At 37.6% G+C, this 24,713-nt stretch carries 19 protein-coding genes and 1 other RNA gene; 15 read left to right on the top strand and 5 right to left on the bottom strand.

Features of this window, described 5'->3' with window-relative positions; translation table 11 throughout:
• Positions 1-153: 153 nt before the first annotated feature.
• Positions 154-1,065, bottom strand: a complete 912-nt coding sequence (locus tag ACYQ0E_RS09515) for a BRCT domain-containing protein (protein ID WP_460187992.1) — start codon at positions 1,063-1,065, stop codon at positions 154-156.
• A gap of 442 nt (positions 1,066-1,507) precedes the next feature.
• Between ACYQ0E_RS09515 and sugE the strand changes: the two genes are divergently transcribed.
• On the top strand, positions 1,508-1,828 hold the full coding sequence (sugE, locus tag ACYQ0E_RS09510) for a quaternary ammonium compound efflux SMR transporter SugE (RefSeq protein ID WP_460187991.1): 321 nt from the start codon (positions 1,508-1,510) through the stop codon (positions 1,826-1,828).
• 138 nt (positions 1,829-1,966) lie between these two features.
• Positions 1,967-2,128, top strand: a complete 162-nt coding sequence (locus ACYQ0E_RS09505) for a hypothetical protein (protein WP_460187990.1) — start codon at positions 1,967-1,969, stop codon at positions 2,126-2,128.
• A 618-nt stretch (positions 2,129-2,746) separates the two neighbouring features.
• Here ACYQ0E_RS09505 and ACYQ0E_RS09500 read toward each other — a convergent pair.
• Complete coding sequence (locus ACYQ0E_RS09500; RefSeq protein ID WP_460187989.1) at positions 2,747-5,548, bottom strand: autotransporter outer membrane beta-barrel domain-containing protein; 2,802 nt, start codon at positions 5,546-5,548, stop codon at positions 2,747-2,749.
• 449 nt (positions 5,549-5,997) lie between these two features.
• On the opposite strand from ACYQ0E_RS09500, the gene ACYQ0E_RS09495 reads away from it, so the two are divergent.
• The 4 genes from ACYQ0E_RS09495 to ppsA all read left to right on the top strand — a co-directional run bounded on the left by ACYQ0E_RS09495 (position 5,998) and on the right by ppsA (position 11,580).
• A complete protein-coding gene (locus ACYQ0E_RS09495) occupies positions 5,998-7,005 on the top strand; it encodes a helix-turn-helix transcriptional regulator (protein WP_460187988.1) in 1,008 nt (335 codons plus the stop codon).
• A gap of 2 nt (positions 7,006-7,007) precedes the next feature.
• The gene (locus ACYQ0E_RS09490; protein WP_460187987.1) at positions 7,008-7,922 is read left to right on the top strand and encodes a LuxR C-terminal-related transcriptional regulator; all 915 of its coding nucleotides are present in this window, start codon (positions 7,008-7,010) and stop codon (positions 7,920-7,922) included.
• Positions 7,923-8,032: 110 nt separating this feature from the next.
• The gene (locus ACYQ0E_RS09485; RefSeq protein ID WP_460187986.1) at positions 8,033-8,908 is read left to right on the top strand and encodes an alpha/beta hydrolase; all 876 of its coding nucleotides are present in this window, start codon (positions 8,033-8,035) and stop codon (positions 8,906-8,908) included.
• Positions 8,909-9,147: 239 nt separating this feature from the next.
• Positions 9,148-11,580: a phosphoenolpyruvate synthase gene (gene ppsA / locus ACYQ0E_RS09480; RefSeq protein WP_460187985.1), complete on the top strand. Its 2,433-nt coding sequence runs from the start codon at positions 9,148-9,150 to the stop codon at positions 11,578-11,580.
• A 237-nt stretch (positions 11,581-11,817) separates the two neighbouring features.
• On the opposite strand, the gene ACYQ0E_RS09475 is transcribed toward ppsA, so the two are convergent.
• Both ACYQ0E_RS09475 and ACYQ0E_RS09470 read right to left on the bottom strand, forming a co-directional pair.
• Complete coding sequence (locus ACYQ0E_RS09475; RefSeq protein ID WP_460187984.1) at positions 11,818-12,201, bottom strand: YraN family protein; 384 nt, start codon at positions 12,199-12,201, stop codon at positions 11,818-11,820.
• A gap of 51 nt (positions 12,202-12,252) precedes the next feature.
• On the bottom strand, positions 12,253-13,839 hold the full coding sequence (locus tag ACYQ0E_RS09470; protein ID WP_460187983.1) for a penicillin-binding protein activator: 1,587 nt from the start codon (positions 13,837-13,839) through the stop codon (positions 12,253-12,255).
• A 247-nt stretch (positions 13,840-14,086) separates the two neighbouring features.
• On the opposite strand from ACYQ0E_RS09470, the gene rsmI reads away from it, so the two are divergent.
• Positions 14,087-14,953, top strand: a complete 867-nt coding sequence (gene rsmI / locus ACYQ0E_RS09465) for a 16S rRNA (cytidine(1402)-2'-O)-methyltransferase (RefSeq protein ID WP_460187982.1) — start codon at positions 14,087-14,089, stop codon at positions 14,951-14,953.
• A gap of 27 nt (positions 14,954-14,980) precedes the next feature.
• Here the strand turns inward: rsmI and ACYQ0E_RS09460 are convergent, their stop codons facing one another.
• Positions 14,981-15,826: a class I SAM-dependent methyltransferase gene (locus ACYQ0E_RS09460; RefSeq protein WP_460187981.1), complete on the bottom strand. Its 846-nt coding sequence runs from the start codon at positions 15,824-15,826 to the stop codon at positions 14,981-14,983.
• A gap of 401 nt (positions 15,827-16,227) precedes the next feature.
• Here ACYQ0E_RS09460 and ACYQ0E_RS09455 point away from each other — a divergent pair, with 401 nt between their 5' ends.
• The 8 genes from ACYQ0E_RS09455 (at position 16,228) to ACYQ0E_RS09420 (ending at position 24,701) form a co-directional block, all read left to right on the top strand.
• The gene (locus ACYQ0E_RS09455) at positions 16,228-17,586 is read left to right on the top strand and encodes a D-alanyl-D-alanine carboxypeptidase/D-alanyl-D-alanine-endopeptidase (protein WP_460187980.1); all 1,359 of its coding nucleotides are present in this window, start codon (positions 16,228-16,230) and stop codon (positions 17,584-17,586) included.
• A 283-nt stretch (positions 17,587-17,869) separates the two neighbouring features.
• Positions 17,870-18,253, top strand: an RNA gene (gene rnpB, locus ACYQ0E_RS09450) — RNase P RNA component class A.
• A 221-nt stretch (positions 18,254-18,474) separates the two neighbouring features.
• Entirely contained in the window at positions 18,475-19,068 is a 594-nt protein-coding gene (locus ACYQ0E_RS09445) for a DUF1294 domain-containing protein (RefSeq protein WP_460187979.1), read from the top strand.
• A gap of 524 nt (positions 19,069-19,592) precedes the next feature.
• Positions 19,593-20,051, top strand: a complete 459-nt coding sequence (gene mraZ, locus ACYQ0E_RS09440; RefSeq protein WP_460187978.1) for a division/cell wall cluster transcriptional repressor MraZ — start codon at positions 19,593-19,595, stop codon at positions 20,049-20,051.
• Between the two features lie 40 nt (positions 20,052-20,091).
• Positions 20,092-21,021, top strand: a complete 930-nt coding sequence (gene rsmH / locus ACYQ0E_RS09435; RefSeq protein WP_460187977.1) for a 16S rRNA (cytosine(1402)-N(4))-methyltransferase RsmH — start codon at positions 20,092-20,094, stop codon at positions 21,019-21,021.
• A gap of 75 nt (positions 21,022-21,096) precedes the next feature.
• Positions 21,097-22,335, top strand: a complete 1,239-nt coding sequence (gene ftsZ, locus ACYQ0E_RS09430; protein ID WP_460187976.1) for a cell division protein FtsZ — start codon at positions 21,097-21,099, stop codon at positions 22,333-22,335.
• Positions 22,336-22,411: 76 nt separating this feature from the next.
• Positions 22,412-22,783, top strand: a complete 372-nt coding sequence (ftsL, locus tag ACYQ0E_RS09425) for a cell division protein FtsL (RefSeq protein ID WP_460187975.1) — start codon at positions 22,412-22,414, stop codon at positions 22,781-22,783.
• Positions 22,773-24,701 carry a peptidoglycan D,D-transpeptidase FtsI family protein gene (locus ACYQ0E_RS09420; protein WP_460187974.1) on the top strand — a complete coding sequence of 643 codons (1,929 nt, stop codon included), beginning with the start codon at positions 22,773-22,775 and terminating at the stop codon, positions 24,699-24,701. The genes ftsL and ACYQ0E_RS09420 overlap by 11 nt, the downstream gene beginning before the upstream one ends.
• Positions 24,702-24,713: the final 12 nt, after the last annotated feature.

Genomic DNA, 24,713 nt, shown 5'->3' with positions numbered 1-24,713 from the left:
GAAATAGATTGTGTCAGCAGGGGGTCTTTTCTTTGCTTACTTTCTTTGGACAAGCAAAGAAAGTAAGGGGAAGCCTAATCGTTGAAATTAAAGATATAGAAGAATTTGTATAGGCTTCTCAACAGTCACATAAAATATAAGGGGTTTATTCAGTTAGTTAAAAATCTCAAGCCAAGTAGATTCAGAAATTATTTTTATTTCTAAACCTTCTTCATCTCTGTACTTCACAGCTTTCTCTATTTTACGACCATAAGAAGTATTAAACCAATCTCTACTTGCTATTGGACCTAAAACTAAATAATTAAGATTTTTTGTTATTCCATTAGAAACAAAACCGCCTGCTTTGATAACTTTTGAAGAACATTCTTTACGTGTTCCAGAAATTAAAGCTCCAGTAAAACAAAAAGTTTTACCTTCACCGTCTATAGAATCAATGAAGTCTAAAGGCAAACTTGTAGATTTTCCTGATGCTGCACCATCACTAGAAAAAGAGCCTCCAACAGCATCGTACAACATCATTAATATAGCTTCCTTTTCATTTCCTGATAAGACGCCATCAGCTAGTGCTTCGTCAACAAGTCGAGCTACAGAACTTAAAGGCCAATGTTTTCTGGCGGAATGATGGGTATCTAAAAAGTTTTTTAAGTAAATAACTTCTTCATCAGAAAGTTTGTCATCTGAAGATAGTCCTGCAAAGACGCCTGTTGCACGTTTGATTGACTGTTGGATATCTTGTTCTAAATAATTATAGTCATCTCTGAATTCTAAGAAGTCAGATAGTAAGCAACTTATATCGTCTTTTTCAGGTTGAGTAAGGATACCATCAGCTAAAACGTCATTTATAGCATCTAAAAGGTCTACGACATCAGGGTCATTGACTAAATAATCTTGTTCTATTAACCAGGATTGTAAAAAAACTAACTCTTCCTTAGTTAAATTTACATCACCTTGTATTCCTGAAACGATACCAAGTAAATTCTCAAAGGCTTTGATGGCATTTCGCTTTGAGTTATACCCTTTAATGATTGGTTGCCCATGTTCATCTAGTTGCTTATGATTGTTCATGTTTTTAGATTTCTAAATAAGTAAGATTACCACTCTAACAAAAACTTTAATAGCTGAAAAGTTTATACTAATAATTTTATAAATATCAAAAAAGGCATCTCAACTAAACATCAGGAATAAAAGGGTAGTGTTACGTTTTTAAAATCTACCAGGCCTGGCCATTTTGGTCATAAGTGTTGAATGATTTAAAACAGATTTAAAGATAAAAGTTTCTTGTTATTAATTATTTTTTAATGGTAGTATAAAAAACCTATGTAGAGAGCGTCTTGAAGAGGGTTCTAAATGAGTCGTTATGGGTCAGTCGTTATGTTTGGTTTTTTTACAAAAATAGGCTCAGATACACTGACTTTTTATGAGTACCCTTTTGACAAATCGTTCTTACGAGAACTTTGCACGATATGGATGCAAAGCTCTCCTTATATTGATTCGTGAGGTATTTTTGATGAGTTGGATTTTTTTATTTATTGCCGGTCTTTTAGAAATTAGCTGGGCCATTGGTTTGAAATACACAGAAGGGTTTACTAAACTCTGGCCGACTCTTGGAACCGTCTTTGCATTGCTTACCAGTTTTCTATTACTTGGTTTAGCTTTAAAAAGTTTGCCAGTTGGTACCGCTTATGCAATCTGGGTAGGCATTGGAGCCCTTGGCACAGCGATTATGGGAATACTTTTATTCGGTGAGTCTGCTGACATGCCAAAACTTATCAATTTGGGTCTGATCTTCGTGGGTATTATCGGCCTTAAATTAACCCACAACGGATAGAGCTTTGCATAAGATGGCCACCGCTAAAATGAATGGCTAAAACCAGGAAGCCGTTTTTGTATTATCGATTTAGTTCGCCAGCCGTTAGCAGATTATTTAAACCACAAATACCCAAATGACGAGTTGTTTAATAGTGAAGTGCAACGCGAAGAAATTGAAGGCGTGTTTGAACACTTTCTAGAACACAACCGATACCACGCCGATGATATTATTTTTATGCTCAAATCACTAGGTTTCAAGCTAATAGAAAACACCCCGCAGCGAGACGGACGGTTTGTGCGTATTGTGGTTGAAAAGTAGGTTTTACCTATTTTCAGAAAATCTAGCTTCTACTAGGCCTGGTATTTCCTTTGGTCGAAAAATTGTGAGTACTGGCTACGTTTGAAAGTTGAAAGCTTTTCTAAGCTGTTGAGAAGCCCTTTTTGATATTTATACATCTCTAAATTTATCTTCTGAGCTTCCCGTTACTCTTTTTACTTGCCTAAAAAGAGTAACCAGAAAAAGGGCACCCCGCTCCATATATTGGCAAGTTCTAAACTTGTTCACTCAAACTCCAGAACTCGCAAAACAAGTTTTGCTCTAACAGCTGGAGTTTTTAACCGTTCACTACACTAAGAACTTTGCACAATCTATTCCAAGGGGAATCTTTGGCGTTTGTGGTTGGCTTTTCAGAATAGCAATTAATTTACCCTATGCTCAAAAAGTTGAGTTGGTCACAGGGCATGCCAGGGCAGGTAGTTTTTTTAGGTTTAAGTAAAAAACGATTCGATTTGAGTATCGCTTGCGAAGTGATTTGTGGAATGAGTGGGTGGGTTTATTAGAGTGATAGAATGGCTCTGAAGAACATAACTATTAGAACATAATTATTTAGAAAAGTTAAAAAGGCTAACCAGTTGGTTAGCCTTTTTATTTGATTGCTTAGAACGGTATTCTAATATTTGCAGATACTGTTTGGTCTAAATAGTTGTCACGACTATTAAGGTTGTATTTAGCAGATAATTCTGTACCACTTTCGCTATTGTATTTTGCTCCAAAACCAGCTTGGTAAACACGTTCGCTCGGTTTAATTCCATCGGTAGTGAAGGTTGCCCCTGTACCTTGTAATGATGAGGTAACAGATGCTTTGTCTGTCGAAAAGTCATGACCAATCGCAGCACTACCAAATATCATCATATTGTCAGAAGTAGCGTATGATAATTTAGCCCCAATGCTCGTTACTAAGCTATCGTAGGTTTGATTTTTTACATCTAAGTTTAATGCACCAGCACCTTTTTCAGAGTAACTGTCTACATCTACTTTATGATAATCCACATTAGCGGTGGCTGCAAAATCTAACTTATCGTTCAAAGCGAAGTGCTTTTCTAATTCGGCATTAACATGAGTGTGTGTGCTGCCATAAGATGAAGAAGCAATACTGTTGTTAAAAAGTGTTCTTTTAGTATCGTAATCAGACTTGCCTATGGTTAGGCTAGCGTTTGCGGTTAGCGTGTTAGATAGATTTTTTGTACCATAAACCGATAGTTGATAAGAGCCCACATCAGTAGAGTAACCACCGATTGATTGTTTGCTTGTTACATCACTATTTGCGGTCGATAGTGCAACACCAACTTCTGTTGATGGCGATAGTTGACCATCTATACCGATGACAATACCTTTTGAATCGACTTCATAACCTGCCACACCATCTTGTTTGTTTTGCTCTGCCCAGTTGCCAAATGGTTGAATCCAGAAGTTTTTATCACTTAGAGTGTCTCCACCATTCATTCCTCGGCTAGTCAAACTTTGCAGATAGTCACTACGCTCACCAATAATTGTCATAGCTTGTGAAGCACCAAAAACAGCTTGCTGACCCGCATTGTTAGATGCTGGAGCCAATGATTCAACTGCATTAGCAAGCTGTTGTTCAGTAGAATACTGCCCTAGGCCACTTAAACCTACTGCCTGATCAAGCTGCGCATTACCTGTGGTACCGTTATTAGCAAAATCATTCTGCAAGCCTTGCAAAATAGGAGCAATACCTTGTGCAGTAGTTGAGCCAGTATTTGTCACGGCGGTAACAAGGTTACCCGTAGTTGAACCACCCGTGTTACCAGTGTTAGTTGTACCAGAGGACTCACCCGCACCTGTTGTTAACTCAAGGTCAAGGTCGCTCGCATTTCTAACCGTATTAAAATCATATGACGCAGAGTTATCTGTAATGGCAAAAGTACCGTAGTTAATTGCGGTTGTGCTTCCAGTAGAGATTACGTCTTGAAACACATTACCGTTCGATAAAAGACCACTCTGCTGAACATCAATATTCATGGTGGTGTTATTTAAATCAACATCTCCATCAACATAAAGCTTGCCATAGGTACTATCATTAACAATAACAACATCAATATCACCACCGCTACCAGTGAAATCGCTGAAAAACTGTGGATTAGTATTAGGGTTGGCACTTACAGTGCCCCCAGTTGCAGAGGCCGCATTAGGGTTTAATACCAGCGTACCGCCATTAAGAATGACGTTTGCCGCATGTATTTGCTGGTTAGCAAGCGGGGTATATGTAGCACCGCTATCAAAAGCAACATCTGCATCACCAACTTGGAATTGACCATCAAAAACAGCAGTATTGTTACCGTCAATTGTTACTTGGCCTAATGCACCATTTGCTGAAACTAAATTACCAACAATTTCACCTGCGTTAATAAACTCAGCGATATTTGCAGCCGTAGTAAACTCAACAGCTGTATTACCTGCTGTGCTGATAGTCCCATTTGGTCCATTCTCTATAACGGTGGTACCATTACCAGTATTTGGCCCCAAATAAAGTGCACGACCGGTTCCCGAATTATCAATCAGCCCGCTATTAACTAGATACCCAGTTATAGTGCCGCCCGCAACATGAATCGTTGCATCGTTAATGCTATCGTTGAAGATGTTGCCATTATTCGTTAAACCATTAATTGACGCACCGCCTACCAGATATATTGCTTGTCCATCACCGTTACCCCAGATTTGACCGTTACCCTGGTTGGTAAACGTGGTGATGGTTGAGCCACCACCAATTTCAATTGCGGCTTGAGAGCTAGTTGAGCGAATCATGCCATCGTTTAGAAAATTGGTAATGTCAGTATGGTCAACCACAACTGCTGAATTATTTGTAGCTTGAATAGCGGCATTATTGTTATTTTGCAATGTCGTCACAGTACTGTTAGTTGTTGCTGAGGTGCTGCTGTTACCAGCCAAATGAATCGCTATACCATTGCTCGCTTTAATAGCGCCACTATTTATTATTCCGTCAACAGAGAAAGGCGTTCCATCATCGTCAACCAATATTGCTCTGGAAGTACCTTGTATCGTTGAGCTAGCGTTATTAACAATCTCTAAATTAGTGGTTCCATAAGCATGAATCCCAGAACCACTAGCGTTATTAATCGTCCCAAAATTGTTAATCACAAAATCATCACCATTTCCTGGCAAAATTGACTGAACTGTACCGTTATTAGTCACGCTAATATTACTTGGGTCGGGGCTTCCCGCCCATCCATCGACATTAAGAACTGAATCGCCTGAATTAATGGTTGCAGCGTCATTGTCAGCCAAAACACAATTAACCCCAGCGGCACAGGTTTTTGGAGCGGCTTGTACATTCATTGAGTACATGGCAAGCAGTACTGAACTTGCTAAAGTTTTGAGTGCAAACTTTTGCGTTGTAATTTTTTTTGTTGATTGCATTGTAATCATCCTTTTGCGAATGGTAAATTTGATTTTATTAAGGTTTTAGAGTCTTTTATAGAGTCTGTTCAAGCTAATGAATAAACTGATTATTTTTACTTAATGAATTCTAGTGGTAGGTTGATTTCTTATAAATAGGGGAACACGGCTATTGAGTTAATGAAAATAAGGGTTACCACGTACTCTATTAGTGACGCAGGACAGTGTTATTTATTGACTATTAGCTGAACAATCTTAGAGCAGTTCTATGTTTTGGCTTTGTGATTAAGGGTATTAACATGGAGCCTATGTTTGCATGACTTGTTAAGTCCCTTGATTATGAAAGGTTTTATATAGGGGATATTGGCTAGTGTACGTAATATTATGGCCTTTTTTAGTGGTATTTTTATTTGCATTTATTTATATTTATACAGGAGGTTAAAGTGTAGAGATAAAAAAGGACTTAAAAAGTGCACAAGGAAGCTAATGAACTGGTTTTAAAAATATACCGCTTGGCATATAAAACCAGTATTTCAGACTTTAAAAAGCAGTGCTTTGAACTTTTAGCCGATGCGTTGGATATTCAGAGTGGTACTTGGATTACACGTTCAGAAAAAGATATTCTTTTTTACGAAAATGATAGTTTTACATATGCTTTACCAGAGGGTTTTATGGAAGATTACCATCATTTGTCTTCGGTATCAGAACAGGTGAATCAGGTGTTCTCAGTGCTTCTGGGTAATCAACGCAAAACTTTAGATATATTAGATGTGGTTCCCTCTGAGGATTGGTTTGATTCAGAAATGTACCGTTTGTATTGTGATAAATTTAATCTACATCACTCTTTGATGACTGTTGATATTAATCCAATTAATCAAGTAATGAATCTGATTACCGTTGCACGGCATAACCCAGCGCATGGGTTTACTGAGGAAGAAAAGTCTTTGAAAGAATTTATCTTTCCAAATTTAATTGAAGCCCTTAGGATCAATCTTTTAAATGCATTACATTCTGGGGTAGACTTTGCAGGTTCTTATCGTGCTGTAATGGACCGATATGGTAATGTTATTGAAGCTGAAGATGGTTTTTTAGCATTGTTGAGTTCTAAACAGCTTACTTTAGGGACTAAAGTGTTAATTGATTTTGAAGCCCATCACCACCATACTTTAGAAATAAAAGGCCTAAGTTTTCGTTACAAAAACCATAATGGTTTAGTTTTTGTAGAGGTTGATTTAGCAAGCTTAATAGAAGTTTTTAGCGAGCGCAAAGTTGAAATTGCTCAATTACTTCTTAATGGCTTATCAAATAAAGAGATTGGAAATAAGTTAGGTTTGTCTCCTAATACGGTTCATAATCATCTAAAAGAAATTTATAAGACGATTGGTGTAGCGTCTCGTACACAAGCAATTGGTTGTTTGTGCCGTTTTGATTTAACAGATAAGTTGACACAGAATTTTGAACACTCTAGGTTGAGTTAAAAATGGCCTTCTTAAAATTAAAAGAACCAAATCCTGTTAATAGATTAGGTGAGTGCATAGCCTCCTTCTATCATGCTTCTCAATCACCTTGTAGAGAGCAATTTCAACGTGCATGTATTAATGCTATTAATAATATTACTCCATTAAGTCGCTTTTCTTGGAAAATTGATGCCCAACAAAATTATATTCATTTAAGTAAAAACAAATGGTTTGCAATATTTGAAGGTGAAGGGAAGATAAATATTGAATTTGTTGTAAACGATTTAAGTACTGTTGTTCCCATACTTTCCGAAGATAGAGAATTTATTTCTTCAAATAAAATATTTCATAAAAAGATTATAAGTTGTCATGGAGCGAGACATTATTTTGATATTGAACAAGTTAGTGAAAATAACATTTTGTCAAAAAAGGAACAAACTGAATTAACAATGTTTTTGCCTCATTTAGCGGAAGCTTTTCGTTTGCATATTTTATCGCAGTTTCAAAAAGCATGGAAATGTGATGGATATTTAGGCGCTATTATAGAAAGCGGTGGTCATGAGATTTATATGGAACCTTTTTTTGATGAAAAAATCAAACAAGCCGAACTGTCAAAGAAAGAGCTTTTTAAAATGAGGGATTTCTTGGGTCAGAAATCATTTTTTTTATACAAAGACTTGTTGTTTGGTATCGAAAAAATTCTAGATGTCTATTTCATAAGAATGTTAGTTTTTAATGGTGTGTTAAGCAATTTGACGCTAAAAGAGAAGCAGGTTTGCTTTTATGTTAACGCAGCGTTTTCAAATACCGATATATCAAAGGCGTTAAAAATATCAGAAAAAACGGTTGAGAACCATTTGAGCAATATTTATCAAAAAATAAACATTGATTCTAGAGCCAAGCTCGTTTCTAGCTTGTATTCAGCAATAAAAGAATGAAAGTTACCTATAAATATTATAATTATATTTATATTCGTCTCGATAAATTACCCTTGATCTTCTTATTTTATGCAAAGCTCGGTTTAGATTTCTAGAAGATGAATTTTCTCATGACTTTTCGACAACTACCTTTATTAGGTCTATTCTTTTTCTGTGCTGTATTGCTTGGTTGTGCAGGCGTGCCGAGTGTTTCTGAAAGACAAAATTATGCAAATGTTTTAGTTAAAAAAAATGAATGGCATAAGCAAGTTATTAGAACAAAACGCTTTGATTTAATCGCTTTTTTACCAAATGTTGTACACAACCATAAAAGTGACGTGCTTACCGTTTACATTGAAGGTGATGGACTTGCTTGGATATCACCGAATGTGCCTTCTCATAACCCAACCCCTATCAATCCTTTAGCGCTAAAACTGGCCATAAATGACAGTAGTGGTAATGTGGCATATCTAGCGAGACCTTGCCAGTTTGTTGAAAGCACCTCAAGAAACTGTGAATCCAAACTTTGGAAAGAGGCACGGTTTTCAACTCCTGTGATTGAGGCTATGAATCAAGCCGTTCAGCAGCTTAAAGAGCAGACGATGACCAAAAAAATTAGACTTATTGGTTATTCTGGTGGAGGCGCTATAGCCACATTGTTGGCTGAAAAAAGAAAAGATATAGAGATGCTTATTACCGTTGCAGGCACTCTTGACCATCGCGCATGGACGCACTTTCATAAAATATCTCCATTAACACAATCGCTTAATCCAATTGATGAGATTCATAAGCTGAAAAGTATCCCCCAGGTACATTTTATTGGTAGTGCAGATCGCATAATTCCAAAAAGTATTACCGAATCGTTTGTGCAAGAAGCAATAAAAAATGAAATAGAGAAAATAACCGTTCGTGAAATTCCTGGTTACACTCATGTTTGTTGTTGGGTTGGCGAGTGGCGTGCATTGCAACAATCCTTAGAATCTCATGTAAAGAAAGAGTTTTATTGAGTCGAATTTAAGGGTAGTTATTTAAAAAAATAAGGAGTTTTAAAAGAGGGGCGAATTATTAAGGAGGTTACCAGGCCTGGCATGTCCTGTGGCCAACCCGAATGTGTAAGCATCGGCAAAAAATCATTTGTATTGTTTATAGTTTTATTACAAAAATGTTATGCATTCCGTATTTAATCGAGGTAAGCTTGAAAACAGTATTTAATTGAACTGTAATCACTTCTCTAAGGAGGCAGACTATGTCTGAACAAAGTCGTTCTGAAAAAGTAAAATATGTTCTTTTCTTTGATGAAATTGGTATTGATGATATTCCTATTGTAGGAGGTAAAAATGCCTCTTTAGGTGAAATGTATCAACAACTTGTACCTAAAGGCGTGCCTATTCCTAATGGCTTTGCTATTACGGCAGATGCTTATCGTTGGATATTGACTGACAATAATCTATGGCCTGAAATGACTCAGATTTTGGATGGTTTAGATCCAGAAAATTCCAATGAATTACAAAAACGTGGGGCGCAATTACGTTCTTTAGTTTATGGTGCCAAGCTGCCTGATGACTTGTATCAAGAAATGGTCAATGCTTATGAAAAACTGATTAGCGAATACGGTGGCAACGTTTCTCTTGCTGTAAGAAGTTCGGCTACCGCAGAAGATTTGCCTACGGCGAGTTTTGCTGGTCAACAAGATACTTACTTAAATATTTCTGGTTTAGCCTCTTATATAGACGCTTGTCGCCATTGTTTTGCTAGTTTATTTACTGATAGAGCAATCCATTACCGAGGTGATCAAGGATTTAACCATCTTGAAGTGGCCTTGTCGATTGGTGTTCAAATTATGGTGCGTTCTGATTTAGCCGCATCTGGCGTTATGTTTACCATTGATACCGAAACCGGATTTGACGATGTAATTTTAATTACAGGTGCTTATGGTTTGGGTGAAAACGTAGTGCAAGGAGCGGTAGATCCAGATGAATTTTATGTGCATAAAGGCACGTTTGAAAAAGGCTTTAGAAGTGTTTTTAAACGTCACTTAGGGACTAAAAAAATTAAGATGGTTTATGCCAGTGATGAAAATAAAAGAGAGCCTGTTCATAATATTCCTACGGCGATTTCTGAGCAAAAACAGTTTTGTATTACTGATACCGAAACCATTAAGCTGGCTGAATACGCGCTTAAAATTGAACAACATTATAGTGATCACGCCAATAAACATAGACCTATGGATATTGAGTGGGCTAAAGATGGCATTACAGGTGAATTATTTATTGTACAAGCACGTCCAGAAACGGTGGCTTCGCAGCAATCAGCAATGGTGTTAAAACAGTATCATTTGACTGAAAAACCAGCTGAAAGTTTAGCCGTAGGGCGTTCTGTAGGCTCTAAAATTGCCTCTGGGCGCGTTCGAGTGATTGAATCAATTGAACACTTAAATGATTTTAAAGCGGGCGAAATACTGGTGTCTGACATTACCACGCCAGACTGGGAACCCGTAATGAAAATAGCCTCTGCCTTAGTCACAAACCGAGGTGGACGTACTTGTCATGCGGCGATTATTTCTAGAGAGTTAGGTATTCCCGCTGTAGTGGGTACAGGCAATGCCACAGAAGTGATGGCCAATGATGCCTTGGTGACAGTGAGTTGTGCCGAGGGAGATGACGGCCATGTATACACTGGGCAAGTGCCTTTTGAAATTACTGAAACGGATTTAACAGGAATTGAAAAACCTAAAACCAAAATTTTAATGAATTTAGCCAATCCAGAAATGGCCTTTAGGGTGAATAAACTGCCAAACGATGGTTTGGGATTGGCTCGTATGGAATTTATTATTAACAATAAAATTCAGATTCATCCACAAGCGTTATTACAGCCAGAAAAGGTAGAAAACGAAGCGGATAGAGCCAAAATCAAAGCATTAACAGAAGGCTTTAATAGCGGTAAAGAATTCTTTATTCGTAAATTGTCCGAAGGCATTGGCACTTTAGCCGCAGGCTTTTACCCTAAACCGGTTGTGGTGAGATTGTCGGATTTTAAATCAAATGAATATGCCAGCTTAATTGGCGGTAAGGCATTTGAATTGGAAGAAGAAAATCCAATGCTTGGCTTTAGAGGCGCGGCTCGTTATAACGATGCCTCGTTTAAAGAAAGTTTTGCTATGGAGTGCTCGGCATTAAAAATTGCTCGAGAAACCATGGGGTTTGAAAACATCATTATTATGGTGCCTTTCTGTCGTCGTATTGAAGAAGCGAGAAGGGTGATTGATACCTTAGCGCATAATGGTTTGGTACGTGGAGCGAATGGTTTAAAAATTTATATGATGTGTGAGATTCCAAACAATGTATTGTTGATTGATGAATTCTCTGAATTTTTTGATGGTTTCTCAATTGGAACCAATGATTTAGCCCAATTAGTTTTGGGGGTAGATCGTGATTCAGCCAAGGTGGCTTATAATTATGATGAACGTGATCCTGGTGTGAAAATGATGGTAAAAATGGCGATAGAAGGCGCAAAACGCAATGGCAAACATATTAGTTTATGTGGTCAAGCACCATCTGATTACCCAGAATTTGCTGAGTTTTTAGTCGAGTTAGGGATTGATGCCATGAGTTTAAATCCCGATTCAATTTTAAGCACCTTACCAACCATTATTGCGGCAGAAAAGAAATACAGTAAATAGTCGCGAGGCGCAGAATGAGAAGCGTGGGGACTTAGTCATTTAATAATGAATTCCCCACGTCATCAATACTGAGCCTGACTGAATAATCTAAGTTTTTTATAGGATTATCGGGCTTAACCAGATAATTAACGTTTTCCCTCGTCATTATCGAGCTTGAGTTGATAATGACGTCTTTCTGTTTTAAGGGTATACATCTATTTACCGCTTAATGCATACCGTACTATTCAATCCAAACAATTAAAAAGCCTCAAAGGCATTTTCAATCCATTCGGGTGTTGCTTGTTCTGCCGTGTAACTAAGTACGTCAAAACGCATGGCCATCTCTTGATATTGTGGGTGTTTTTGTAGGTAGTTTTGTGCGCAAAGAATAATGTGTTGTTGTTTTTTGGTAGTGACCGTTTCAGAAGGGTGACCGTAGGTGGTTTGCTTGCGGTATTTAACTTCAAAGAAGATAAGTTGTGGTTCTTGGTTGTGGGTTTCTTGCAGGGCAATTAAATCAATTTCTCCACCTTTGCAGTGGTAGTTTTCAGCGAGTATTTTAAACCCTTGTGCAACTAACCAGTGTTTAGCTTGTTGTTCTTTTTGATGCCCGATTGAGAACCAACTGGTTAGTTTTGACATATTGCATCTCGGTTTAGAGGTGAACGGTATCAGATGTATTCTGTATCTAGTTTATTCCGTATCAAGGTCTGAATCTGAATCTCTTTTTGAATTGTTTTGTTGATCCATGATTTTGATATCGACAGGCGGTGCTTCTTCTAAAGTTCCTGTTCTATTGTATTTGGCCCAAACTAGGTTTTGTTTAATTTGGTTGCCATCTAAACTTAATACGCCTGTTTTTCCGCTAGTTAAACAACCGCCATTTTGCAGGTTTTTTAGTTCCATTGTGACTTGAAAACTATCCCAACCATAAGCCTCAAATGCAGAGGTTAAGTCGGCAGGGTCTAATACAGCTGGATAGGTTAAAAAACTAACCTTATTTAAATCACGATTAACGGCAATCTCTTGAAAATTGGTTGGCGACAATTCTGCATCACCGTATAACGGAGTATTGAGTTCAAAGAAATCAAACTGTGGTCTAAATACCGCCATACGGTGAGCGTTATCAAAGACAACTATGGCATCTAAGTCTTCACGCGTACGGGGGAAAAATTTCAGTTTTTGGCCCAGCAACCAACGTAGATTGTTTTGACGTTCTTTGCTGTCTTTTTCATGAATTAATGTGCCTAATGCATCACGTAATCTTGGTTTTAGGTCAGGGTAGACACTCAGCTCGGTATAGTTATTAGCTTGGTTTAAAACGTACTGCAATTCTTGCGCCTTGCTTAAAGAGCGTTGGTTGTCATTGCTTAAAATACCAATACGTTTAAAACCTGATTTTTGAAAACGTTTAAGCATTTGCAGGCTTTGGTCTGAAGATTTAAAACTAAACTGTGTAATAGAACTGTTCTCAACCGTATTTAACGCTAAGATGGTATCGTCTTGAAAACTAGCGATTTGCTGTATGGCTTCTTTACGTAAAGGGCCAATGATTCGATCGGCACCTTCTTCTTTGGCTAGGTTATAAACCGACTCAACTTCTTCAAGATTACTGGTATCGTAAAATTTTAGAGTTACGTTTTGGTTTGAAGCAAAAAAGGCCTTCATTATGCCGCTACGAATTTGATTACCTACGACTTTATAACGACCTTCAAATGGGAGTAAAACAGCAACTTGTTTAATTTGCCCTTGTTGTGGTCGCTGGGCAATTAATTTGGCTAATAAGTTTTTATGAAAAATTGCGTCTTTATCAAAGGTATTTACGTTTAATAGCGCTATTGGATAGTCGTACTGTGAGGCATTAATCGTGTTGTATAAATCACTCCAAGCTTGTACGTCTGGATTTGAACTTTGAGCAATTTTTTGTAAATTATAAGAGGACAGTGAACTTACAATTGTCCAGGCCTGGTCTTCTAATCGCGATTGAATTTCTGGCTTATTCGCCTGTTTGTGCCATAGTTGAGTGGTATACACCAAATATTCAGCCCAAAGACCGTTGTTTGAGGCTTGATTACGAAGCTTTTCAATTTCATTTACACTTAAATTTTGAGTGCTAATAACAGATAAAGTCTCTTGTGTTGTTGCGTCTACTGACTTTGGTTGCGATGGACTCATCGGTTTGTTAGGCTGTGTGCTGCAAGCAGCAAGGGCCATTAACATGGCTGTAACGGTAATTACTTTAAGTGGCTTGGCGATGTAAAAAGGCGAGGTCTTTATCATTTTGTTTTAAAATAACTTAATTATGGATTATTGTTGTGAATTATATCTTAATAACCACCTTTAGTCTGAGTAAACTCGGTTAGCGATTAACATGATTTTAAAGTATAAAACGTATTCTTAATTTTGTGTCTAAAATTCATTATAAAACGCAGCTGTGAAAACAGTAGATTAAAACATGACAACAATATTAAATGCACTTAATACAATGTTCAATAAAGCTCATTAAAGCTCAAATTTAAAGGTTAATATGAATCAAACGGCAAACCACACAATGTCAGGCACACTTTATGTTATTGCAACGCCTATTGGAAACTTAAGCGATATTACACGTCGTGCCGTTGAAACCTTAGAAAAGGTTGATTGGGTAGCAGCAGAAGATACACGGCACAGTAAACCTTTATTGAATTCCTTGGGTATTAACCAACACTTGCTAAGTTTGCATGAGCATAATGAAGCACAGCGTACAGAACAACTTTTAGTAAAGTTATTAAATGGTGAAAGCGGTGCTTTGATTTCAGATGCGGGTACACCTTTAATTAATGACCCAGGTTATTATTTGGTAAAACGCTTGCGTGAGGAAGGAGTAAATGTTGTGCCAATACCTGGACCAAGTGCGGTTATTACCGCATTATGTGCGGCAGGTTTACCCACAGACCGTTTTACTTATGAAGGTTTTTTGCCAGCGAGATCAAGTAAGCGTTTATTGGCTTTAGAAGCATTAATTAACGAAACACGTACCTTAGTATTTTATGAATCACCGCATCGATTAATGGATTGCCTGCAAAATATGCAACAAGCATTTGGTGAACAGCGCGAGATTGTGGTGGCTAGAGAACTTACTAAAAAGTTTGAACAGTTTGTATCTGGCTCTTTACAAGATGTTATTGCTTTTTTTACCGAAAATAGCGATAAAGTGAGAGGGGAATTTGTCTTGATGTTGGCCGGTGCAGAACCTAAAAGTGGTTCTGATTCTGCCGCGATGGTAGAAACCGATAAAATGATTCAAATTATGCTTAAACAGTCTTTGCCTGTAAAACAAATTTCAGAAATAATTGCCGGAATAACAGGCGAAAAGAAAAAAGCCATTTATCAAAGAGTGCTGGAACTAAAATAAAAGAAGTTTACACTGACACTCTTTTATCTAAAGTTTGCCCGAAGCCTTTAAGGCTGAAATAACGTACACATCGTAACGGGTGTTGGGGCTACTAATTTCAGTGGTTGGTTTAATATCATTTAATGGACAATATACGGGAGTTGCCCCTTTAGGGCGTTTAACAACCACGCGGTATTTTGCTGTTTTAAGTGCCGCAACCAGCAACGTTTCACTGTCTGTATCTGGGCCAACTAATTGTTGTAACGCTTGCATCTCTTTTTTGGCGGCCGCTTTTTTCTTTTTTTCTGGATACATTGGATCCATATAAATCACTTCAATATCAGGCTTTTGTTCAAGTAAATATTGCGCACTGTCGGCGTTACAAAGCGATAAGTTAGCGATGCTTTGGCAAATATCAGTTGAATACTCTTCAATGTTATCTTGAATAGTTTGTTGGGCTCGCTCTAAGGCATCTTTTAATAAAGCAGAAACAATAGGCGACCGTTCTAACATCAGCACCTTAAAACCTAAGCTCGCTAAAACATAGCTATCACCACCCATACCTGCGGTTGCATCAATAACCGTGGGTAAGCGACTTATTTCATTATTATTAATTTGCCCCATCGCTCTAACCAAAGGTTGCCCTTTACCCCCTCCAAATTGTTGACGATGTGCTTTTTTACCAGCCAAAAAATCAATAGATACCGGGCCTTGATGATGAGAGCATAGCGACAGTTTTAACGTTGGATCTTTTTTACTGTTTACCCAATCTAACCACTGTTCCGCATGTGAAATATCGTCACACAGTTTTAAAGATAATTCTTGGCTTAACAACTTTGCTTTTGCTAAATCGTTTGTGGCTATGCATATTGGTGTAGTTTGTAAAAGGGTCATAAATATAAATGGTTAACTTGGGTTAAATTAGGGAAGAGCATTAAGTCTTTTTAAGTTTGTTGAACACTGCAATATAGTGTAAACCAAAAACAAAAAAACAATTGAGACCTTTGCACGGGACAGGGGCACAAGAAAAACAAGATAGAATTCTTTAGATTTAGGCTAAAAAATACGCATAATAACGAGTTATTGGGCGGATTTTTTAGCTTGAAGATAGAGGATTATAGCTGTTTTTATGTGTTCATGGTCTCGTGCAAAGGTCTCAATTATAAAGGACTTAAGGGAATCTCATTACTGTTATAGAGGTTGTGGTTGTACAATAACGATTGCGTTTTAATAGATTGCGTTTTAAGTAAGTTAAATTTAAGTATATTAATATTAAGTTGAGTACCTTAGAAATTATGAATAAACAGATTGGCCTTAATGTTGCAAATACCTTTATAAGACAACGTATTGTTTTAATGGGGTTATTACTTGCTATGTCTGTAAATTTGGCCAGTGCCGCTCAGACTACTGACGTTAATACACTTTATAATCATCAACAAGATAATCATCAGCAAAAACCAGTAACTTTAGATGGCCCAAATTGGCAACATTTTGCCCAGCTTAATGATGCAGGTTTTTTATTTGTTGATGAAAATTATCAACTTTTAGACGCTAAAAATGCCCAGCAATTTTTTGTACCTGCATCTACTACAAAACTGATTACTGCTTTATTAAGTTTGCAACATTGGGGCGAAAAACACCGATTTAAAACCGAGTTTTACCTTAAACAACAAGTTAATGCATTGCCTATATTAATTGTGAAAGGCTACGGTGACCCTTTTCTGGTGTCAGAAGAACTGCAAATATTAGCTAAAAACTTAGCCGCTAAACTCTCTAAATTGAACGTGACTCAATTGGCAGGTATTCAATTAGACGCGAGTTATTATTTACCAGGCCTGGTAATGCCTGGTACAGGCGAAACGGATAACCCTTATGATGCTATTCCAGCTGCAATAGCCGCTAATTTCAATAGTATTTATATTCATAAAAAGGGTCAAAGATTAACATCTGCCGAGCCACAAACCCCTTTAACAGCATCGGGTTTAAAAATAGCAAAAACGATTAAAGGGTATACAAAATCCAATAACAAACGTGTTAATTTAGGTAATGACGCACAGTTAAATGAACGTTATTTTGCTGAATTGTTAGGGGAATTTTTACATCAAAATAACATTACGGTGGGCAAACAGGTTTCTTTTGCAAACGTAGATCAAGATGCAGCTAAACCTCCAAAAAAAATCTATACCCATTTAAATAGTAAAGATTTGGCCGAAATTATTAAACCCATGATGAAATATTCAACCAATTTTATTGCGAATCAACTCGCATTAAATATAGGGGCAGAAATGTATGGCGCACCCGCTACACAGCAAAAAGTGCAGAAAGCGTATCAAGCTTTACTTTCAAAACAGTTTCATTGGCAAAAATTTCATATAGAAGATGGAGCAGGGCTTTCTAGAAATAATCAATTAGCCCCAAGTCAGCTGGTGGATGTTTTAGAAGCCTTTACACCGTGGAAGAACTTGCTACCGCAAATAGAAACCAGCGTGTATGCAAAGTCAGGTACATTAATTGGCGTAAGCACTTTGGCGGGCTATGTGCAAAAACAACAAAAATTTTTACCTTTTGCCATTATGATTAATCAAAAAGTACCATTTCGTTTTAGAAATAAACTAGCTAAAGAGCTTGCACAAACGGCAATTGAAATCCATTAGTTCTATAACGTATCTTAATAGAGTGTTTATTGGTGGTATCGGAATTAATTTGATAATTTTTTACAGGCCTGGTAACGAATAACTTTTGGTCAAGCCTGAGGATAGTCTTTGTAATGATTGTTATTTCTGGCCTAACGATTGTACCGAGAGCCGGTATTGTTGGACTTGATTAGATATTCTTTAAAACAAAAAACCATGAATAAAGGGTATGATTTTTAGTTTATATTTAGCTAAATTCTTAATTCGCCTTTTGTAGAACATTACTGTACTATACGCAATCTAAAAAGTGGGTCGGACAACCGCGGAAGAGTTTACTCTTCGGAGGAAAGTCCGGGCACCATAGAGCAGGATTCCAGCTAACGGCTGGGCAGTGAGAGCTGACGGACAGTGCAGCAGAAAATATACCGCCGATGACACGCTTGCGTGAACAGGTAAGGTTGAAATGGTGCGGTAAGAGCGCACCGCGCTTTTGGTAACAAAAGTGGCAGTGAAAACCCAATCCGGTGCAAGACCAAATAGGAAAACACCGTAGCAAGCTTGCTTGTTACAACCTGCTGCTCGCAGGAGTTTTCGGGTAGGTTGCTTGAGGCTAGCAGTGATGTTTAGTCCAGATGAATGGTTGTCGCTCGCAAGAGTACAGAACCCGGCTTATAGACCCACTTTTTTCTTTTTCCCCTCACAAATCAAATATCAAAATACTCAAATTCTACTTTCTTTAACGTTTGTACTTGTTCTACTTGGCGATTAATGTCGCTTGTTCCATACAGAAATGACGTTGTTAGTATGCTTGACTGCCTATAAATTAAATTATTTTTTATTATTATTTATTATTACTTGATTGGTTATAATGCGTATATTGTAGCGGTGTATAAATATATGGAGTATAAAATGAGAGTGCAAGGCGAAATCACTTCATGGGATTATAAAAAAGGTTTTGGATTTATTAAGCTTTTAAATAATGAGAGTGGTAATAAAGACGTCTTTATTCATATTAAAGAGTTTAATTGGAAGCCAGAGGTTGGCCAAAAAATCAGTTTTATTCATGCAAAAGATATACAAGGAAGGGCATGTGGTAAAGCCGCTATGTTATGTGGTGACTTTTTACCATACGAAAAATCGTCTTCTCGTTTTGCAATTAGCACCATCGTCGCTTTTTTATCATTAGTGGCGATTACTTTATTTTCTTTGATAGAAGTATCGAACTACTGGATACCTCTTAGTTATTTCGGGTTTAGTCTATTGACCTTTATTGTCTATTGGGCCGATAAATCGGCTGCCCAAAATGGCCGTTGGCGCACATCAGAAAATACCTTGCATATATTGTCTTTAATAGGTGGTTGGCCTGGTGCATTGATGGCACAGCAAAAACTCAGACACAAAACCCAAAAACAACCTTTTCGTTCTATCTTTTGGTTAACCGTTATTGCAAATATAGCGGGATTGTATTGGTTCACGGTACAAACACCCTTTCTGTTCATCTAAGCAACTACCCCAATAGATATGCTTGCTCAAAACTAAATCTCTTTAGTTGTTTGGTTGGGTGAGCGTCTTTTAAAATATTTACCGCTCTCTTTGTTGATCTATATCTCATTTTACTTTTTTAGAAAAAAGGTCATAAACGCCACTTTTTTTAATTTTTTTAAAAAAAAGGGAAAAAATCCCCACTTTTGTTTAAAAAAATTTCCAATAAAATTTTAGATACTATATGTAGTTGTTATGTGTTTTTAGAATTCTATATATGGGGTTTTAAAGGGTTTTAAGGCTCTATGTAATTTTACTCAGGATAAGACAAAATGTTGGTGTCTTTAGTTAAAAAAACTTTTTTGTATTTGCTGTAAGCTTATGAAATATAAGTAAAATATTTTATGTAAAATTTTTTCTTATTTTCTTAAAAACACGCTAAGTTGTTGTCAGTAAATAGAATTTGCCTTTTTGGCCAGTTGACAGTGGCGTTAAAACTACATATAGTGGCACCAAGTGGGGCAAAGTGGTGAAAAGTGGTAAAGATGCTTTTTTTTAGAGGAATCAATTCGGTCAATATCGATGCTAAGGGAAGAATGGCTATCCCTAAGAAGTATCGTGAGTCTATTGCTGACGCAAGTGACAACCAATTGGTGGCCACGATTGATTTGCATAGCCCTTGTTTATTGATTTATACCCTGGATGAATGGGAAATCATTGAACGTAAATTGATGTCTTTACCAAACGTTGATCCTCAGGCTAGATTGTACCAGCGTTTGCTATTAGGTCATGCTTCAGAAATGGAAATTGATTCACAAGGTCGTGTTTTATTACCGAGCTTGTTAAGAGAGCATGCCAATATTGATAAACCGGCTATTTTACTAGGCCAGGGTAATAAGTTTGAGCTTTGGTCACAAGAAGCTTGGGATGAAAGTCGACCAGAAATGTTGGGTACGGCTAAAACGAATGAAATTTCAGAATCACTTGCAAGCTTAAGCTTGTAAATAAATGGCTACTTAATGTGGCACAAAGCAAAGGTGCAACGTGGATTCACAAGAAACACATTTTTCAGTTCTTTTAAATGAATCGTTAGATGGTTTAAATATAAAACCTGATGGTATCTATATTGATGGTACTTTTGGTCGCGGTGGACATAGCGCTGAATTGCTAAAACGATTAGGTGAAAATGGTCGTTTGATTGCCATTGATCAAGATCCTGAAGCGATTGAATATGCAAACGCACATATTACGGATTCACGTTTTGAAATTCAGTATGGCAGTTTTGAAGATGTTAAACAGTTTTGTGAAGCCCGAGGATTGGTTGGAAAAATTGACGGGCTGTTATTAGATTTAGGTGTTTCGTCACCACAATTAGATGACGCAGAACGTGGTTTTAGTTTTATGCGTGAAGGGCCACTTGATATGCGAATGAATCCTGAAGAAGGATTAAGTGCTAAAGAGTGGTTAAAGAAGGTTGATGAAAAAACCTTAAAATTGGTTTTACAGAATTACGGTGAAGAACGCTTTTCTGGTCGAATTGCCAGAGAGATAAAAGAAGCATCTGAAAGAGATGAACTTCAAACCACGTTAGATTTGGCGAAATTGGTACAAAGAGTTTCGCCAAAGACCGAAAAAAATAAACATCCAGCGACTCGTACTTTTCAGGCCATTCGCATTGCCGTTAACCGTGAGTTGGATGTATTAAAAAATGTATTAGAATCTGCGATTGAAATATTGGCACCAAAAGGAAGGCTTTCTGTAATTAGCTTTCATTCGCTAGAAGATCGAATAGTAAAAGTGTTTATTCGTGACCAGTCTAGGATTCGAGACCTATTTCCAGATTCACCGATTCAGTTAGAAGTCATAGAACCGGTGTTGAAGAAAGTCGGAAAGCCTATCTTTCCAAGCACAGAGGAGTGCAAGCAAAACTCAAGATCTCGTAGTGCGGTATTGAGAATTGCTGAAAAAATTTAACGAAAAGAATCGTTAAAAGATTAAAAAATTTACGTTGTTTACTGTTTATCATGTTGATTAAGGGGAATCGTCGCCATGAATTTTGTAGGAAAAGAAGTTACACCAGTTCGGACACCTGGTATGCCAGTCATTAAAGTTATAGGACTCGGCGGAGGCGGCGGTAACGCCGTTGATTATATGGTACGCTCTAACGTTAAAGGCGTTGAGTTTATGTGTGCTAACACCGATGCACAAGCCTTAGAGAATGCATCTGTTGATACTTGTATTCAGTTGGGTGCGGGTGGTTTAGGTGCTGGTGCAGATCCAGAGCGTGGTAGACAAGCCGCTAAAGACGATATTGATGCAGTAAAAGAAAGCCTTAAAGGTGCTGATATGGTATTTATTACCGCTGGTATGGGCGGTGGAACAGGTACAGGTTCAGCTCCGGTAGTTGCACAAGCAGCACGTGAAATGGGTATTCTTACCGTAGGTGTGGTTAGCAAACCGTTTGGTTTTGAACGTCGTAATCACATTGCAGAAGCTGGAATTTCTGAGCTTCAAGAGCATGTGGATTCTTTAATTACGGTTCCAAATGATAAATTGTTAAAAGTGCTAGGTCGTGACTTTGTTTTGGCTAAGGCATTTGATTATGCAAACGAAGTGTTGTTTGGTGCGGTACAAGGTATTTCTGAGTTAGTAACTCGCCCAGGTATGATTAACGTGGATTTTGAAGATTTACGTACTGTTATGGGTGAGCGCGGAATGGCTATGATGGGCGTAGGTCACGCTACTGGTGAAGACCGCGCGATTAAGGCCGCTGAAAAAGCGATTGCTAATCCACTGTTAGAAGATATTTCTGTTTCAGGTGCTCGTGGACTTTTAGTGAACATTACAAGTGGTCTTGATTTTACTTTAGGTGAATTTAACGAAGTAGGTGATGTAATTGATCAAGTTGCGGCAGCCGATGCTCGTGTTATTATTGGTACATCAGTTGATGAATCTATGACCGATGAGATTCGTGTAACCGTTGTAGCGACAGGTTTAGAATCGGCTATGAATGCAAATGGTAAGCCTGAAGTCGTTAAGCCTAACTTGCAAGCCGTTAAAGCAAACCAAGAAGTGAAACAAACTGAAGCGGCGCCTGTTGTAGAAGAGGCAACTCAGGTTGTTAACTCGAATGTTAAGCCAGCAGCTAAAATGACCCAACCAGATTTATTGTCGACCGAACAAGAAGTTGTTCGCCCTAAGATGGTTGTCAATGGCGCAACGGCAGGAAGTATGGAAAGTTCTAATTATTTAGATATTCCTGCTTTCTTAAGACGCCAAGCAGACTAACTTTGCATATTTTGGCAGTTTGTCCAACTGTCATAATGCAAAGTTATGTCTAACATTGCACTGTCGGGCTCTCGATATGCAAGATAGGTTCCCAGAACCCACTCACTTAAAAGCATTTAAGTGGCGTGGGTTTTTTCTGTTTATTTTAGTCACTCTTGTTTTAGCAAGTTTGCTGGCTATTGTTCATGTTCAACATAAAATTCGAAATATTGAGTCTCAATACTATCAATCTTTGCAACAATCCCTAGTTGCTAAAGAAGAATGGGGGCGTTTAATGTTAGAAAAAAAACATCTTACTTCTCCCAATATGGTTGAACAAATTGCAAAACAAAAACTGGGTATGACTCTAGATAAAGAGCATTTTCAATATTTGTATATAGACCCCACCCTTCCTAAGTTAGAAAACATGAATAATAACCATTCTGAGGCTGAACAAGTTGAGCATTAAACGTGATTCAGTTGTATATGCCTTAATATTTTTAGGGTTTGTGGCTATTGGTGTACGTGCTTTTTATGTACAGGTGATTAAAACGGATTTTTTACAAGCGGAGGGTGATAAACGTCAAATTAGAAATATTGCCATACCTGCACCGAGAGGTGAAATTTATGATAGAAATGGCAGTTTATTAGCGTTAAGTACCCCAATGGCTTCCGTTTGGGTTGATCCAAAAGAAGTGATTAAGCACGAACAAAACTATTTAGCTTTTCTTGAATTATTAGGATTAAGTGATTCTGAACTGACGGCTTTAGGTAAACAGAATCGATATAAAAAACTCAGTTTTATTAAACAAGTCACTGATAAGTCAATTATTGATCAATTAGCAAAATTAGACTTGCCAGGTACTTACACTAAATATGTAGGGTTAAGCTACGATACACCGACTAAGCATGTTGAAGTTAATAAAGTATTACCCTCTATTTGGGTGGATATGCGTTTAATTAACCGCTATCGCTATACCACTTCTCGGTTAGCGAAAGTGTTGGGCGTAAATCGGTCAAAAATTAGCTCAAAAATTTACAAACATCCTAAACGTCGTTTTTTATATATACAACGTGGTCTTGTGCCAAATGTGGCTAAAAAAATAGAAAAAATGCATTTAACGGGCGTGTATACCCAAGGTGAATATCGTCGTTACTATCCTGCAGGAGAAAGCAGTGCCAACTTGTTAGGTTTTACCAATATTGACGATAACGGGCAAGAGGGGATTGAACTCGCCTATAACGGTTGGCTTAAAGGTGTGGCCGGTACCAAACAAGTGGTTAAAGATAGAGCGGGCCATGTTGTTGATTTTATAAAAGACATTAAAGATGCCAAACCTGGTAAACCCATGACGTTGAGCATTGATCAAAATATTCAGTATTTTGCTTATAGGGCTTTAAAAAAGGTCATGATTGAACATCAAGCTAAATCGGCTAGTACTGTGGTATTAGATGCCAAAACAGGTGAGATTTTGGCTATGGTTAGCCTTCCTAGTTTTAACCCAAATAATCCGGCACAAAGAAAAGGTGCTGGCATTAAAAATAGAGCCGTAACCGATTTAATGGAACCTGGTTCAACCATGAAGCCTTTTACTATTGCCAAGGCTTTAGATGAAGGCGTTATTACAACTAAAACCGAAATTGATACACGTCCTGGTTCAATGCATATTCAAGGTAATCGAATTACCGATACTCGAGATCACGGGATTATAACGCCATTACAAGTGATTCAAATGTCCAGTAATATTGGCGCATCAAAAATTGCTTTTAAATTAACACGCGAACAGCAACGTGGTTTTTTTGCAGATATTGGTATAGGTCAAGAGAGTGGATTGTTTTTGCCTGGTGAAGCTTTAGGGTATTTAAAACCTGCAGATCAGTGGGAAAAAATAGACCAAGCCTCAACATCATTTGGGTATAGTTTTAACACCAATGTTTTAGATTTGGCACATGCTTACCTTCTCTTTGCAAATCAAGGTGAAATACTGCCATTGAGTTTAATTAAACTTAATCAGCCGCCAGAAGGTAAACAATTAGTGAAACCAAAGGTGGCTAAAGAAGTTTTAGAAATGATGGAAACCGTAGTCGCAAGAGGGGGTACTGCACCTAAGGCGCAAATTCCTGGTTATCGTGTTGCAGGTAAAACGGGTACTGTACATAAAACAAATCGTGGTGGAGGCTATGAAAAGAACAGCTATCTCTCTTTATTTGCAGGTATTGTGCCGGTTTCTAACCCTAATATGATTATGATTGTGGTCGTCAATGAACCCAGTCGCGGTATTTACTATGGAGGTGCTGTTGCCGCACCTGTCTTTAAAGAAGTCATGGAAGAAGCTTTGCGCTTACGAGATGTTCCGCCTGACGAGTTATTAGTGAATCATAAATGATGGGTTGTTTGT

This window comes from Thiomicrorhabdus hydrogeniphila (assembly GCF_054656895.1).
Note: the sequence above shows the minus strand (reverse complement) of the source record. Positions and strands in the feature narration are given on the sequence as shown.